19 protein-coding genes and 1 pseudogene are annotated in these 14691 nt (G+C 38.7%); 14 read left to right on the forward strand and 6 right to left on the reverse strand.

The annotated features are described in order from the left end of the window. From ACIFOT_RS10040 to ACIFOT_RS10060, 5 genes are all read left to right on the forward strand, one after another. Positions 1-459, forward strand: coding sequence for a RidA family protein (locus ACIFOT_RS10040; RefSeq protein ID WP_430064363.1), 459 nt, complete (start codon positions 1-3; stop codon positions 457-459). A 15-nt stretch (positions 460-474) separates the two neighbouring features. Continuing rightward, a complete protein-coding gene (locus ACIFOT_RS10045) occupies positions 475-1935 on the forward strand; it encodes an aldehyde dehydrogenase (protein WP_430064275.1) in 1461 nt (486 codons plus the stop codon). A gap of 61 nt (positions 1936-1996) precedes the next feature. After that, positions 1997-2776, forward strand: coding sequence for a 2-keto-4-pentenoate hydratase (locus ACIFOT_RS10050; RefSeq protein ID WP_430064277.1), 780 nt, complete (start codon positions 1997-1999; stop codon positions 2774-2776). 294 nt (positions 2777-3070) lie between these two features. Then, complete coding sequence (locus ACIFOT_RS10055) at positions 3071-3859, forward strand: 2-keto-4-pentenoate hydratase (RefSeq protein WP_430064279.1); 789 nt, start codon at positions 3071-3073, stop codon at positions 3857-3859. 419 nt (positions 3860-4278) lie between these two features. After that, positions 4279-5931 carry a M4 family metallopeptidase gene (locus tag ACIFOT_RS10060; RefSeq protein WP_430064281.1) on the forward strand — a complete coding sequence of 551 codons (1653 nt, stop codon included), beginning with the start codon at positions 4279-4281 and terminating at the stop codon, positions 5929-5931. 42 nt (positions 5932-5973) lie between these two features. On the opposite strand, the gene ACIFOT_RS10065 is transcribed toward ACIFOT_RS10060, so the two are convergent. Next, the gene (locus ACIFOT_RS10065; RefSeq protein WP_430064283.1) at positions 5974-6528 is read right to left on the reverse strand and encodes a DUF3231 family protein; all 555 of its coding nucleotides are present in this window, start codon (positions 6526-6528) and stop codon (positions 5974-5976) included. A gap of 348 nt (positions 6529-6876) precedes the next feature. Between ACIFOT_RS10065 and ACIFOT_RS10070 the strand changes: the two genes are divergently transcribed. From ACIFOT_RS10070 to ACIFOT_RS10085, 4 genes and pseudogenes are all read left to right on the forward strand, one after another. After that, complete coding sequence (locus tag ACIFOT_RS10070; RefSeq protein WP_430064285.1) at positions 6877-7263, forward strand: sporulation protein; 387 nt, start codon at positions 6877-6879, stop codon at positions 7261-7263. Between the two features lie 249 nt (positions 7264-7512). After that, positions 7513-8151, forward strand: a pseudogene (locus tag ACIFOT_RS10075) (HAD family hydrolase); the annotation flags it as partial. A 66-nt stretch (positions 8152-8217) separates the two neighbouring features. After that, the gene (locus tag ACIFOT_RS10080) at positions 8218-8652 is read left to right on the forward strand and encodes a GNAT family N-acetyltransferase (RefSeq protein WP_430064365.1); all 435 of its coding nucleotides are present in this window, start codon (positions 8218-8220) and stop codon (positions 8650-8652) included. 19 nt (positions 8653-8671) lie between these two features. Next, on the forward strand, positions 8672-9145 hold the full coding sequence (locus tag ACIFOT_RS10085) for a DUF4306 domain-containing protein (RefSeq protein WP_430064286.1): 474 nt from the start codon (positions 8672-8674) through the stop codon (positions 9143-9145). 60 nt (positions 9146-9205) lie between these two features. Here ACIFOT_RS10085 and ACIFOT_RS10090 read toward each other — a convergent pair whose 3' ends face one another. Then, the gene (locus tag ACIFOT_RS10090; protein ID WP_430064288.1) at positions 9206-9862 is read right to left on the reverse strand and encodes a hypothetical protein; all 657 of its coding nucleotides are present in this window, start codon (positions 9860-9862) and stop codon (positions 9206-9208) included. A gap of 358 nt (positions 9863-10220) precedes the next feature. Here ACIFOT_RS10090 and ACIFOT_RS10095 point away from each other — a divergent pair, with 358 nt between their 5' ends. Beyond that, positions 10221-10904, forward strand: coding sequence for an HAD family hydrolase (locus ACIFOT_RS10095; RefSeq protein ID WP_430064367.1), 684 nt, complete (start codon positions 10221-10223; stop codon positions 10902-10904). Here ACIFOT_RS10095 and ACIFOT_RS10100 read toward each other — a convergent pair. From ACIFOT_RS10100 to ACIFOT_RS10110, 3 genes are read right to left on the reverse strand one after another with little or no spacing between them, the layout of a single operon-like run. Continuing rightward, a complete protein-coding gene (locus ACIFOT_RS10100; protein ID WP_430064289.1) occupies positions 10888-11358 on the reverse strand; it encodes a DMT family transporter in 471 nt (156 codons plus the stop codon). The two genes, ACIFOT_RS10095 and ACIFOT_RS10100, sit on opposite strands and share 17 nt — an antisense overlap. Before the next feature lie 43 nt (positions 11359-11401). Next, a complete protein-coding gene (locus ACIFOT_RS10105) occupies positions 11402-12097 on the reverse strand; it encodes a Crp/Fnr family transcriptional regulator (RefSeq protein ID WP_430064291.1) in 696 nt (231 codons plus the stop codon). 19 nt (positions 12098-12116) lie between these two features. Beyond that, positions 12117-12542, reverse strand: a complete 426-nt coding sequence (locus tag ACIFOT_RS10110; RefSeq protein ID WP_430064293.1) for a DMT family transporter — start codon at positions 12540-12542, stop codon at positions 12117-12119. A 216-nt stretch (positions 12543-12758) separates the two neighbouring features. Here ACIFOT_RS10110 and ACIFOT_RS10115 point away from each other — a divergent pair, with 216 nt between their 5' ends. The 4 genes from ACIFOT_RS10115 to ACIFOT_RS10130 all read left to right on the forward strand — a co-directional run bounded on the left by ACIFOT_RS10115 (position 12759) and on the right by ACIFOT_RS10130 (position 14348). After that, positions 12759-13019: a hypothetical protein gene (locus ACIFOT_RS10115; RefSeq protein ID WP_430064295.1), complete on the forward strand. Its 261-nt coding sequence runs from the start codon at positions 12759-12761 to the stop codon at positions 13017-13019. A gap of 203 nt (positions 13020-13222) precedes the next feature. Beyond that, entirely contained in the window at positions 13223-13354 is a 132-nt protein-coding gene (locus tag ACIFOT_RS10120; protein WP_430064296.1) for a hypothetical protein, read from the forward strand. A 144-nt stretch (positions 13355-13498) separates the two neighbouring features. Then, positions 13499-13828, forward strand: a complete 330-nt coding sequence (locus tag ACIFOT_RS10125) for a hypothetical protein (RefSeq protein ID WP_430064298.1) — start codon at positions 13499-13501, stop codon at positions 13826-13828. Positions 13829-13940: 112 nt separating this feature from the next. Then, positions 13941-14348, forward strand: a complete 408-nt coding sequence (locus ACIFOT_RS10130) for an HIT family protein (protein WP_430064299.1) — start codon at positions 13941-13943, stop codon at positions 14346-14348. Positions 14349-14388: 40 nt separating this feature from the next. On the opposite strand, the gene ACIFOT_RS10135 is transcribed toward ACIFOT_RS10130, so the two are convergent. Continuing rightward, the gene (locus tag ACIFOT_RS10135) at positions 14389-14574 is read right to left on the reverse strand and encodes a hypothetical protein (protein ID WP_430064301.1); all 186 of its coding nucleotides are present in this window, start codon (positions 14572-14574) and stop codon (positions 14389-14391) included. Positions 14575-14691 lie beyond the last annotated feature (117 nt).

Raw genomic sequence — 14691 nt, forward strand, 5'->3', positions numbered from 1 at the left:
ATGGAAAATAAAATTCTTACACCTGAAGAAAAAATAGCAGAACTTGGGCTGACCTTGCCGCCGCTTCGCCCTGCATCAGGGAATTATGTGAGCTACGTCCGGACCGGAAATCTTATTTTTACATCAGGTCAGGGGACGAATGAGTTCCGCGGCCAATTGGGGAAGGATGTCACCATTGAAATGGGCTATGATGCCGCAAGACAATGTATGCTAAATCTCCTAAGTGTATTAAAAAATGAACTTGGCGAATTAAGCAAAGTGAAGCGGATTGTGAAAATATTAGGTTTTGTCAACAGCACACCTGATTTTGTCGATCAGCCTAAAGTGATGAATGGATCCTCCGATTTACTTGTACAGGTATTTGGCGAAAGAGGCAGACATGCTAGATCGGCTGTTGGAATGGCTCAGCTTCCACACAATAATGCAGTGGAAGTTGAAATGATCGTAGAAGTAAAGTAGCAGGAGGCGACGGGGATGAACTTAACACAGCAACAAGTAATCAAGGATGCGAAACTCTTCATCAATGGAGAATATAGGGATGCTTTTTCAGGTGAAACCTTTGATACGATCGATCCTTCTACGAATCAAAAGCTAGCTTCGGTCGCCAAGGCAAATGAAGAAGATGCTAGATATGCCATTGAAATGGCACAGCGGACGTTTGAAAGCGGCATATGGAGCGAAATGCCTGTCGCAGAACGGTCGAAGATTTTGTGTAAGATGTCTGATTTAGTCATGGAACGAGTTGATGAATTGGCTCTTGTTGAGACATTGGATGTCGGAAAACCCATTAAAGAGAGCCGCGGCTTTGATATTCCAAGGTCTGCTGCCAATCTTCGTTTTTTCGCGGAAATGGCAAATTATATTCATCATGAACACTATGACCAAGCAAAATATATGTCATATTCAAAGTATGCACCTGCTGGTGTAACCAGCTTAATTATTCCGTGGAATCTCCCGTTTATGCAAATGACCTGGAAGGCATCGGCTGCTTTAGCAGCAGGGAACACGGTTGTAGTGAAGCCGGCATCCTATACACCGCTAAGTGCCGTCATGCTAGGTGAAATCGCCAATGAAGCAGGACTGCCGCCTGGTGTATTGAATATTATAACCGGGCCTGGCGGAACAGCCGGAACAACGATGACCAACCATCCATCGGTCCGCCGCATCTCCTTTGTCGGAGACAGTACAACCGGCCGGACGGTAATGCAAAATGCAGCTTCCCAATTAATTCCGGTTTCATTGGAACTTGGCGGTAAATCTGCGAACATAGTGTTTGAAGATGCCGATTTGGATGAAGCAGTAGCGGGATCAATCGAAGCCATTTTTCGAAACCAGGGTGAAATTTGTTTAGCCGGCTCTAGGCTTTTGGTGCAGGAGAGTGTTTACGATCTGTTCCTTGATAAATTTTTAAAGGCTGTTCGAAATATAAAGGTAGGAAATCCGCTGGATGAAGCAACCGATATGGGGGCATTAGTATCAAAAGGTCACTTGGAGACTGTTGATCAATATGTTCAAATCGGGCTTTCTGAAGGAGCCAAACTAGCAATCGGCGGAAAAAGAATGCTAGAATTAGGCCAAGGAAATTTCTACGAGCCAACGGTTCTTTATGACGTTGATAATAAAATGAGAGTGGCACAAGAGGAGATATTTGGCCCTGTCCTTGTAGTCATTCCATTTAAAACAGAGGAAGACGCAATTCGAATTGCCAATGATTCCATCTATGGGCTTGCCGGTGTCGTTTGGACAAATGACCTTCGTCGTGCCCACCGTGTTGCGGCTAAAGTGAATTCTGGCTTACTTTGGATCAACTGCTGGTATTATCGCGATTTACGAACACCTTTTGGCGGGGCAAAAGCGAGCGGCATTGGCCGTGAGGGCGGCCGTCATAGTTTTGAATTTTATACAGAAGCAAAAACAATTACGTTGAAGCTTTAGGGCAGAATCGAAGAGTGCTTTTATGGCACTCTTTATGAATTCATATAGAAAGAGTGAGTGTATGAATCAGTTAGTGGACAAAATTGTGGAAAGTCTTTTAGAAGCGGAGAGCACGAAGAATGCTATCGCTCCTCTTACTGTGGAGTATCCTGAATTAAAGGTAGAGGATGCCTATAAGATTCAACTTGAGGTCATGGCTAAAAAAGTGAATCAGGGCAGTAAGGTCATCGGGAAAAAGGTTGGTTTGACCAGCGTGGCGATGCAGCAAATGCTGGGAGTCGACGAACCAGATTATGGCCATTTGTTGGAAGAAATGAAGGTGGAAGATGGCGGCATCGTGAAGGTTGAGGGGTTGATTAGTCCAAAAGTTGAGGCAGAGATTGGGTTCATTCTTGGCGAGGACTTAAAAGGACCGAATGTCACGTTTTTGGATGTCCTAATGGCCACAAAGTACGTGGTGCCAACACTTGAAATTATTGATAGCCGGATTGAGGATTGGAAGATTCAATTAGTCGATACGGTTGCCGACAACGGTTCTTCCGCAATGGTTGTGGTGGGTAATCAATTAACTCCGATTGACGGAATCGATTTGCGTACTGTTGGAATGGTGATTTTTCAAAATGGAGAAATGGCCGAAACAGGTTCTGGTGCTGCGGTTCTTGGACATCCGGCTCAAGCTGTGGCCTGGCTGGCGAATAAACTTCATGAATTTGGTATTACGCTTAAAGCGGGTGAATTAATCCTTCCGGGTGCGTTGACGAAGGCCTTGCCTGTTAGGGCGGGCGATCAATTTTCCGCACATTTTGGTTCACTTGGATCAGTTTCGGTTACTTTTGAGTAGGTTTTGATAGTAATTTTATACTTTTACAACGTCTAGGTGACTGTAAAGGTTAAGGGACCAAGAAAAGGGTAACGTAGGAAGAGTCTACGTGACCGAAAAGGTTCAGGGACCAAGAAAAGAGTAACGTAGGAAGAGTCTAGGTGACCGAAAAGGTTCAGGAACCAAGAAAAGGGTAACGTAGGAAGAGTTTACGTGACCGAAAAGGCCTTATTACAGCGAATAGGGTCACGTAAAAATTTTTACAAGCCAAACTTTTGATAATTGGCAAATGGCCGCGAATAGGAGGTATAGATAATGACGTTAACCAGCGGTGTTGACTTAGAAATTGTAGATTATTTGTATTCGGCAGAAAAAGAGCGTCGGGAAGTGGTTAAGGTTACGGATCAATACCCGGAATTAACCATCGATGAGGCTTATCTTATCCAAGAAAAACTAATCCAAAAAAGAGAAAATGATGGGGCACGCCGAATTGGGTTAAAGCTCGGGCTTACCAGTAAGGCAAAACAAGAAATGATGGGGGTACATGAAGCAATCTATGGTTATTTGACCGATGATATGCTTGCCCTTGAATGGGAACCGCTTGATTACAATAAATTCATCCATCCCAAAGCAGAACCTGAAATCGCTTTTATGATTGCAGAGGACCTGCAAGGAACCAATATTACAGCAGAGGACGTGCTGCGGGTTACCAAATATGTGGCCCCGGCGATCGAAATCATTGACAGCCGTTACTTAAATTTTAAGTTTACCCTGCCAGATGTGGTTGCCGACAATTGTTCCTCATCCAGCTTTTTTATTGGGAGCAAGTGGATGTCGCCGAAAGTCTTAAATTTGGCTGATATCGGAATGGTAATGTCGAAGAACGGGCAAGTTTCCCAGACCAGCTCAAGCGCAGCTGTGCTAGGACATCCCGCTACATCAGTTGCCTGGGCAGTTAATAAGCTTGGGGAAGCAGGAAAAGGAATTAAAAAAGGGGATATCATTCTTAGCGGAGCCATCTCCGAAGCGATTTCTTTTGAACCAAAAGATTCCATTCTTGTACAATTTGCTGAATTAGGCAGTGTGTCTTTTTCATGCAAGTAATCTAAGTCAGGCTCGGGTGCCTGGCTTTTTTATGTAAATGAATAGTTGAAATGGGTTTCGCGAGTAAACGGAGAAAAACTGCGAGTAAATCGAAATTTTTTGCGAGTAAATTGAAATTTTAGCGAGTATGGTTCAATTTTCGGCTAGTAAATCAATCCAAAGTACCGATCTCAATTCCAAGTAGGGCTTTTTTAAAGTTAAAATCATTTTTTAAATTCATTTTCCTATCAAAATCACTAAACCAATAATATTTCCCAAGGCTATTTTGAAACAAGCCTTGGGTTTTTTAATAGATTCGACAAACTTCGAACAGGGACAGGCACTAGTAGAAATCACTTTTTTCCCAATAATGCAGATAGATTTACCATGCTATTATTAAATTCCAAACAAATCTTTTTATCTATTAGGAGGATGGAAGAATGAAAAAGAGAACGTCACTGGTACTAGCATTGGGACTAACTGTTGGGGCTGTATTGCCGATCACTGCTGCGGCACAAACACAAAGTGCGGTTCCGTACAATGTTATGGTCACAAAGGATGCAAAGCAATATGGTAAAGATGCAAAGGTGAACTGGAAAAAGGGTCAAACAGTTCCATCTTTTGTACATGGAAAACTATCAACAAAAGCACTGAACGATAAAGCGGCGGTCAAGCAATTTTTAAAAGAAAATAAGGAACTTTATCAATTAGATGCAGATAAAGATTTGACTTTACTAGGTGTCCAAAAGGACGAGCTTGGCACAACTCACTATGATTTTGTCCAATCTGTTCAGGGAATTCCTGTGGATGGTGCGAAATTCAAGGTTCATACAGATAAAAATGGCATCGTAACGGCTGTAAATGGTGACGTCTTCCCAGAAGCTTCCTCCTACTTTAAAGGCGCCCTTAAAGCGCAGCTATCCAAGGCTGATGCTCTTGATAAGGCTTGGAAATCTATTAATCTATCAAAGAAAGATACATTAACGAATGCCGAAGTAGATCCAACCGGTAAAAAGGTAGAAGATACGGCTGAAAAGGCAGAATTAGTCGTTTATAAAAAAACCAATGATTTTTATTTGGCCTACAAAACAAATCTTCAATTCATCCAGCCATATGGGGCAAACTGGGTTGTTTATGTTGATGCTGTGAATGGCAACATTTTAAATTCCTATAATGCTGTCGCTGATGGGGCTGCAACTGGTTCCGGATACGGTGTATTAGGAGACTATAAAACATTTAATACTTATTTTTCAAACAGTACTTATTATTTGTACGATGTAACAAAACCGATGACTGGAGTCATTGAAACAAGAACAGCACAAAATCGTACCCTTTTACCAGGCAATTATTCTGTTGACCCAGATAATTTATTCAATGCCGTTTCTCAAGGTGCAGATGTAGACGCTAACTACTATGCTGGTAAAGTATATGACTATTATAAAAATACATTTAACCGCAATAGTTTTGATAATAATGGAGCAACGATTCGTTCCTCCGTTCACTACAGCAGAAACTATAACAATGCCTTCTGGAATGGCCAGCAAATGGTATATGGTGATGGAGATGGAGTACAGTTTAGGCCGCTTTCCGGCGCTCTTGATGTTGTAGCCCACGAATTAACCCATGCGGTAACAGAGAGAACGGCTGGTTTAGAATATCAATACCAGTCAGGAGCATTGAATGAATCGATTTCCGATACATTCGGCGTATTCCTTGATAAGGGTGATTATTTAATGGGTGAAGATGTTTATACACCACAAAAATCCGGAGATGCATTAAGAAGTTTGTCCAATCCAACTCTATATGGACAGCCTGATCATATGAATAACTATGTGAATACAACTTCTGATAACGGCGGTGTTCACACGAACAGCGGTATTCCAAACAAAGCTGCTTATTTAACTATTAACAGCCTTGGAACATCTGTTGCAGAAAAAATCTATTATCGTGCTTTAACAGTTTATCTAGCACCACAAAGCGATTTTAGCGATGCTCGTGCTGCCCTGCTTGCGGCCGCTGCTGACCTTTACGGAACTGGAAGCACGCAATATAATGCAGTTGCGAATGCTTGGTCACAGGTAGGAGTTAACTAAAAAATAAGTCAGCCATCACATTTTGTGGTGGCTGACTTATTTTCACGAATACTCCCGAGGTTTCCCTGGTGGATAGTAGTAGGGAGGTACTTTAATCCATCCTCTTTTCCTCATTAGCTCCTTCAATGAAGAACCAAATTTCATCTTTTCAATCATCGCGTGGGTAAACAATGAACCTACATCATTTCTAATGGATTGTGAGGCAGCAGTGGCACAGTGAACAATTGCCGTAACCGTTTTGATACTTACACCGTTCATAATCTCATCATCGGTTAGTTTCGTGCCCAACGGAACTGCCTCCGGGTCAGAGAAAGGACGCTGCTCGCTTGTTGGCGGTAAGTGAATACCTTCTTTTATCATAAATTCCTTAAATCTCTGTCCTTGTGTATCACATTGTTTTAAGCTCTCCTTTAAAATCTTCACAACATCATCATCTGTTGTCATGTTTAAACCAGTCTGCAAAAAAATACTGGCCTCCTCTATGATTGTTAGATACAACCAACAGCTCATCACTTCTCCTACATGAAGCGGGTTTTTCGGTTCATCATCTAAATTCATTTGTAAATAGTCTTTTAGCGATTCAAAAATATTTGTCAAATTAAGCCCCCATTAAATTTTTTTATTATTTTTCCAAATATGGAAAGCAAAATACACAAAAAAATGGATTGGTGCCAGCACCAATCCTAAATGGGAAGTTTTAAGAAATGAGTTTAAGAACCTATTTCCTAATTAAGTTACCTTTATATTAAAAGAAACTTGTGTAGAAATTAGGGGGAACTTGTGTGGAAGTTGTGAAGATTCTTTCGACTTTTGTTTAGTAAAAGATCGTGAAAATGCCAGGAGAATCAACTCGAAATAATTGAAAAGCGGATGGATGAAAAAAATGTAGGAGCATATAATGAAATGTTTCACCCGTTAAAGAAATCATTCAGGAGGATATTAAAGTTGATACTTAGAAGATATTTGTCGCTTGTTGGCATCGGTTCGGCGGAGATTGACCTTATCCTGCAAAAAGACACGTTTAAAGCAGGCGATTCTGTTGGCGGATATTTCTTGATTAAGGGCGGCACAATCGAGCAGCAAATTAAACAAATAGATTGTGATTTGGTCTTATTGGATCATGCAAGCGGAATAGAAAAGGTCATTGATAGCACAACAATCATGCTATCCGCTTGGATTGACTCTGAAGCATCGAATAAGGTGGATTTTATCTTTCAGCTGCCAGAATCGGTCCCGGCTTCATCGAAAGATATTTCTTACCGATTTAAAACTAAGCTCACATTTGATGAAGGTGTAGAAAGCTTTGATCAGGATATTATCAAAATTAAATAATAATTTTAAAAAAGGCTGTTGATGAACGAAATCAACAGCCTTTTTTTATGATACTATGTCTGGCACAGAAAAACTTTTTAACATATAAAACTTTTTTCTCCTAAATAGTCTAATATGTAGTTACAACAGGGGAAGTATGTTATGAAAAATTATTTTAAAAAGAAGAATGAGTCGTCCGATTTATGCTGCCGGCTCTTTTTTTTGTAAAACCTTTTTCTAAAAATTACGTCTAACATTTAAGAGGTGATATTGTTGAAAGCTATCATTTTTGATTTTGATGGTTTAATTGTTGATACAGAAACCATTTGGTTTGAGAGTTATAAAGAAGTTTTAGGAGGCCACGGCTTTGAGTTGACCCTGGAACGATTCTCCAAAATTATTGGTACGCAGGATACGGAATTTTTTTCATACATACAACAAAAGATTCAGATTGAACCGAGTGTGATAGAAGCTAGTGCCCATGAACTCTTTAATGTGAAAATGGGTGAACCGGCTGCAAGAGAAGGAGTCGAGGCTTACTTAAAAGAAGCAAAGGAACTAGGGCTTAAAATTGGGTTAGCTTCAAGTTCTAGCCGTAAATGGGTGGAAGGATTTTTAACGAAACTCGACATTATCCAGTATTTTGATGTAATTAAAACACGGGATGATGTTTCAAAAGTAAAGCCAAATCCGGAATTATATTTGAAAGCTATGGAAGCACTAGGTGTACTACCCTCCGAAGCGATTGCATTTGAAGATTCTTTGAATGGACTAAGAGCAGCGAGGGCCGCTGGCCTCCAATGTGTGATTGTTCCGAATCCCGTTACTGCTCATTTAGATTTTCAAGACTACTGTCTAAGATTATCTTCAATGGGTGAAAAGGAATTGAACCAAGTACTACAAGCAATTTCTGATAAATCGAAGGTCTATAATATTAGAATAGGCACAACAGCCGACGAGGATTTTTTATGGGAAATGTTGTACCAAGCGATTTTCATTCCCGATGGAGAGCCTCGACCTTCTAAGGACATCTTAAAAGAACCAAACATTCAACAATCTTTAAAAGGGTGGGGGAGAAAAGGCGATACAGCCTTGATAGCAATCGATGCCTATAATAATCCAATTGGGGCAGTTTGGGTACGGTTATTCGATGATCTAAATAAGACATTTGGTTATATTGATAGCCAAACGCCCCTTTTAGGTATGGCACTTCTTCCGGAATACAGAGGCAGCGGAATAGGGACAGCGCTGCTTGGGGAAATGCTAAGAATAACGAAAGAGGCTGGATTCGGTGCAGTTTCATTAAGCGTTGATCCCAATAATCCTGCTTTAAAGCTCTACAATCGCTTAGGATTTCAAAAGGTCGGTTTTGATGGAACATCCTGGAATATGATAGTGAAATTTAAGTGAATAAAAAAGAGGTGAATAAATGTCTTTTAAAATCATTTTCCAATTTATCTTGACACTATCACTGATCTTTTTTGCTGCCATAGCAACATGGTATGAAGGAAGTGAATTGATCGATAATTCTTGGGAATGGCAGTATTCTGCCCCTTTTTCAAAAATGCTAAATGGAGAAATTAATGGGAAGCAGGATATATCTCAACTCGATTACTTATTCTATGCTGTGAAATTCAAGCCTGTATTCCCAACCGTTCTACTTCTTAGCAGCTTATACTTTTTTATCTTGTCAGGATATATGTTTTTAAGAAGTAACCACAAAATATTTTGTTACTTTTTAAGTATTGTGGGGATTGTTCTCATTATTCCTTCCATTTTCTTATCAAGTTCTCCCACAATTGGGGCCGGGATTATTAGAAATATTTTATTGTTAACCTCCGTACTAATTTTAGGAATATCATTAGTGATTTATTTCCGGGCATTCAGAAAAACGTCAATCTAATGGTGTCAGTACCAGGTAAAATATAAGAGCCTGAAATGTTTCAGGCTCTTGCATCTTTCCTCACAATTTTCTGCTGTTTTTCACCGATTTGATGATAATATTTACTTCCGCTGCTTCCCCACTTTCAATGTGGTGGTCTATCATTGAGACGTCAATATTTGTCTCAATCTTCACTCGTCTGCGCTCTTTCCCACCCAACTTGACCTTATAGGGGGCGTTGTTATTCATAAGAGATAAAATTCGAACATCATCTTCGAAGGCATATTCTTCATAAAATTCGATGGTAAATTGGACATCATTCTTGCTGTAATTTTCAAAAGGGAGTTCACACTCTCCATGCAATATTGTTTTATTGGTCATTTCAAAGCGGCAACTACTTTCACTCCGGTCATAGGATATCGCATAAATCCCAGATGCAATAGTTCTTTGAAATAATTCAATAAAGTAATGCGGTGCTAATACGGAGATTAATATGGCGAGAAAAATTAACCTGCCTTGATATTTTTTCAATGATTTTGCAAGAAAAAATGAACCTAAAATAAAGAAAGATAGTGCAGTAATTCCTACAATTGATATTCCATTAACCGTGGTGATTGGCATAGTAAATATCGACATTGTCTCACCAAACGTTTTTTCGTGAGGGAAAGGAAAATTTATTACCATAGACGCAAAAAGAAGAAAAAGAGCAAGTAATAAAAACTTCTTGTTTTTTACCATTTTGGCTCCCCATTTCGGACTGTGACCATTTAATTTCCAATGTAGTACCATTTTAACATTGCAGATTTTTAAATTGGGTATATTTTGAAAATTATTCTTTAGATGAACGTGTATGGATTATAATAGAAGAAGGTGAATTTGATAAATTAATCCCGATTGACGTTTTTGATTGGGGAAATCCTAGATAAGAGTATTTCCTAAAGCCCGTCAGCTGAGAAAAACAGGTGCGTCGGTCGATAAGAGCGCTTCATAAAGCCTGTCAGCCTGGAAAACAGGAAAGCCGGTCGATAAGAGCGTTTCATAAAGCCCGTCAGCCGAGAAAAACAGGAGTGCCGGTCGATTAGAGAGGTGAGTAAAACTGATAAAAGCTGTCATCTTCGATCTAGATGGGACATTATTAGACCGAGACGGAACGGTAAAAAAGTTTATTGAGGATCAATACAAACGACTAAATAATGATTTGGGTCATATACCAAAATCGGAATACATTAAAAGATTTATAGAACTAGATAACCGCGGGTATGTATGGAAAGATAAAGTATATCAGCAATTAGTCGAAGAATTCGATATTTCTGCAATAACATGGGAAGAATTACTTCAAGATTATATATGCCGCTTTAAGAATAGCTGCATCACTTTTCCGAATCTCGAAAATATGTTAGGCGAATTACGAAGCGGTAATATAGCTTTAGGAATCATTTCAAATGGAAAAGGGCAATTCCAAATGGAGAATATAGAGGCCTTGGGAATTAGAAATTTTTTTGATGTTATTTTAATATCTGAATGGGAAGGGATAAAAAAACCGGACCCTGGAATTTTTAAAAGAGCAATGTATCAACTTAAAGTATTGCCAGATGAATGCATTTACGTCGGCGATCATCCCGAAAATGATGTGAAAGCTGCACAGAACGCAGGGATGCAATCAATCTGGAAAAAGGATTTTCATTGGAACGATGTAGATGCTGATATTATTATCAATGATTTAGCGGAGGTACCCTTAATCATAAAAAATTTGGGCAGGCAAATTATGAAGTCATCTTAGCTGCCCCGTGTTTTACTTTAGAACCACCTAATTTAAAAACAAGAATTCCGCCAACTATGACCAGAACACCAATCAATTGCTTGAAAGTAAATGGGACCCGAGTAAGACCAAGCAAGCCTAAAGAATCCCCCAATAAGGCAAACCCAAGCTGCGATGACATGACGATTGAAATCGTATACGTTGGGCCAAGCAGTCTCATCCCCTGCACAATACTGGTTACCACTCCCACCCCGATTAAACCGCTGAACCAATACCAGGTTTTCATATTTTGCAGGACAAATAGTTGTTTTCCATCAAAGATGAAACCAATCGACAGCGATGCCAGGAATCCTAATCCTAAAACCAAAGTTGTGGTTGCCCAAGATCCTGCACGTTCATTTACTTTACTGTTAAAAATATTTTGCAAGCTGACCAAGGAACCTGCAATAATTGAAAATAGTAGTCCTAGAATCACATTCTCAACTCCTTAAATTATTAAAATCTTCCCCGTGGAAAGTCTATTCGTATATATTATCGCCTGCAATAGCTCGTAATCCTTCTCTGTCCTTAACAAGAATGAAACCTTTATTTCGTTCAATTAACCCTTCTGTGCAAAACTGCCCGATGACCCGATTGAGATGCCGGTAACTGGTTCCTATAAAGTTCGCGGCATCCTTTATACTGATGCGCAGCTGCTCTTTATTCATAGAATCGGATTCATTAATGGAGACAGACAATAAATAACTGGCGAACCGCACCTCCACTGGATACAATATATTGAAGCTCATAGAATTGGTTTTAAGGTGAAATTTTTGAGTTATGATATCTAGTAAAAATTGCAAAAGAGGGGCATGATCTTTTCCGTATTTTCTCAACCAATAATACTGCACTCCGATCATATAAACCGATGATACGGCTTCAACCGTATTAATAATGTTTATATCCTGCACGTATTCAATATCCCCAATCACCTCAAGAGGTGTCTTAAATGAAAGAATAAGGGTCCTTCCTTCTGCCGAAGTGGTATACACTTTAATTTTACCTTTAACAAGGACGTACAAATATTGGGAAGCCTCACCTTGGGAACAAATGAATTCCCCATGTTCAAAGGTGTAGAGCGACAAATGCGGTATTATTTGTTCATTAAATATCGATTCGATTTGATGAGCAGACAAATATGATTTAACTTGTTCAAGGTCGTTGATTTCTTTCATCTTCCGGACTCACCTCCAGTTAAAATCTTAAAATCACCACACCCGCTATCATCAAGCCGATGCCGATAAATTGTGGCAGCTTTATCTTCTGCCTAACTGTGCCAAACCATCCGTTACTATCAATGATGTAGGTCAGCACCAGCTGGGCAATCAGGAGTGCGGATATCGAAAGAGTAACTCCTATTCTTTGAATTGCAGTGACATTACTAAAGATAACAATGGCTCCAAATGCTCCACCGGCCAAATATAAAGGTTTCACTTGCTTAAATCTTTTCCACTTTCGGTCCCGAATGAATATTAGAATCACCATGGCCATGATAAATCCAGTTAACTGGGTAATAGTCGCTGCCTGCCATGTACCAATATCCTGGCTAATTCTAGTATTGGCAACCCCTTGTAGTGTTATAAAGGCTCCGCCTAAGAAAGCAAATAATATCCCTTTCATTTTTCTTCACCTCAATCTGTTTCTCTCTTTTATTTAAAAACAGATGCATTATCTTGGAAAGGACATATGTCCTGAATTTTTAAAAATGGGTATCATTTGCTCAGCAGATTCATAAATCAGAATCCATTAAAAATTTGGACAAAGTTAGGATAATTGCCTTTACACATATAGGACATCCTTCATACATTAAAGTAGTTCAAATAAGGAGGAATCTTGATGCAATTAAATTATGAGCAGGCACAGCATTTAGAGGGTAAAATGATTCAGTTTAAAAATAATAAAGGTGAATGGTCAATTGGAAAAGTTGTAAAGGTAAGAAAAGATGGCCTTGAGATTGAAGAATTAAATTCCTCAAGTTCGAATGATGGATACGGATTTGGCTTTTTTGGTCCAAGACCGTTCTTTAGACCACGCTTTTTTAGACCACCCGTTTTCTTCCCGTTTGTTGGATTTGGTTTCTCTCCATTCTTTTTTTAACTAAGAACGTTGATACAAAAAGTATTAATAGGCACAAAAAAGAGTATTGGAATTTCTCAATGCTCTTATTATTTTACATAAAAATACTGGTAAAGGGATTAGAAGTTGATAGTAACAAAATATAATTTCCAGTAAAAAGCACCTGACAAATGAAATCGCTTACATTAAAATGAAAGTAACAAATAGGAGAGGGGATACAAACTATGGAACTATTATTTGAACAATGTGAACATAACCAATCAGAAGAACCTTGTGAAAAGTGTACCCCAAAAATAGAAACAGAAGAGAATTACGATATCTCAGAATATGATTATCATAAAAGATTGTGGTTTTAATATTATTAAATTTGTAAAAAGACAAAAAGCCCTAACTTAGAAGGGCTTTTTATATGCATTGAATTTTACGCCGTAAAGTTAATCGATATTATTTTAATGGTAATACTAAAAGGCATAATTTAAATAAAAAAGGATAGGAGGAAAATGATGCCACGAAAAGCAGCACCCACTGACAATGAGGACACGAATCAGGAAACAAAGGAAGTATTGCCAGAAATAGAAGAAGAAGATGATGAAATCGCTAACCTTAATCGCATGTTGGCAGCTACATTGAATTACTTGTCAGACGATGAAGTGGAAGAGATAGATATCGAATACCTCTTGGATCATACAGAAGGCCTAAGAGAATGGTGGAATCGATATCGAGAGAGCAACAGAAAAGAGATTGAAGAGGAAATAAAAAAATCCCTTGGTGAACTTTCCTTAAAAGAACTAGAAATGATTCGGGAACAAATAAAAGAAAAACAGGATTGAATTTTTATCTCTTCACTTGTTGTGAAGAGATGTTTTTTGTTATTGGCGAAGGAGTTTAATCAAGAGATAACGAAAATTAGTAAGTGAGATCGATTAGTATTTGGAGGTAAATATGGCTTACGATGAACATTGTCCGTTTTGTCGGCCACATAAAGATGTTGAACAGAATATCGTATTTGAAAATGAAACATGCTATTTTTTACAACACAACAAGGAACAAGAAGTTTTAGAAGGCTGTGGTGTCATTGTCCCGAAAAAGCATCATGCTAACGTATTTGAATTAACAAAAGAAGAGTGGAACGATACATTTGAACTTTTACAAAGTGCCAAAAAATATCTTGATGAAAAATTTACTCCAGATGGGTATACACTTGGCTGGAATGCAGGTGAAGTTTCCAATCAAACTATATTTCACTGTCATCTCCATGTTATACCAAGATATAAAGATGAACCTTTAGCTGGTAAAGGGGTTCGTTTTTGGTTGAAACAACCTGAAAATAAAAGAGAGAAATTTAAATAAGAAAAGCACCCATATAGAGTGCTTTTCACACCTAACCTATTTACTTACTGAACAAACCTTTGACTCCCTTATAAACTAAAACAAGTGAGAAGACGATAACAGTCAATATGCCAATGATATCTGTAACAGGTGAAACGCTTTCAAGAAAAGAATCAGCTAAAGGAACTCTAATAAGTGCAAAACCTGATAAAATAGTAGCAAGGAACAAGAAAATCCGATTATCCATTGGTTCTCCCTCCTTCCTATTTGATTGATAAATTATATGTCTTAAATGTTACGAATATGACGATTGTGTAATAAAGGAATATAAAAAAATAACACCCTTTCTGGGGTGTTATGTCAT

The organism is Neobacillus sp. NRS-1170 (genome assembly GCF_050468025.1).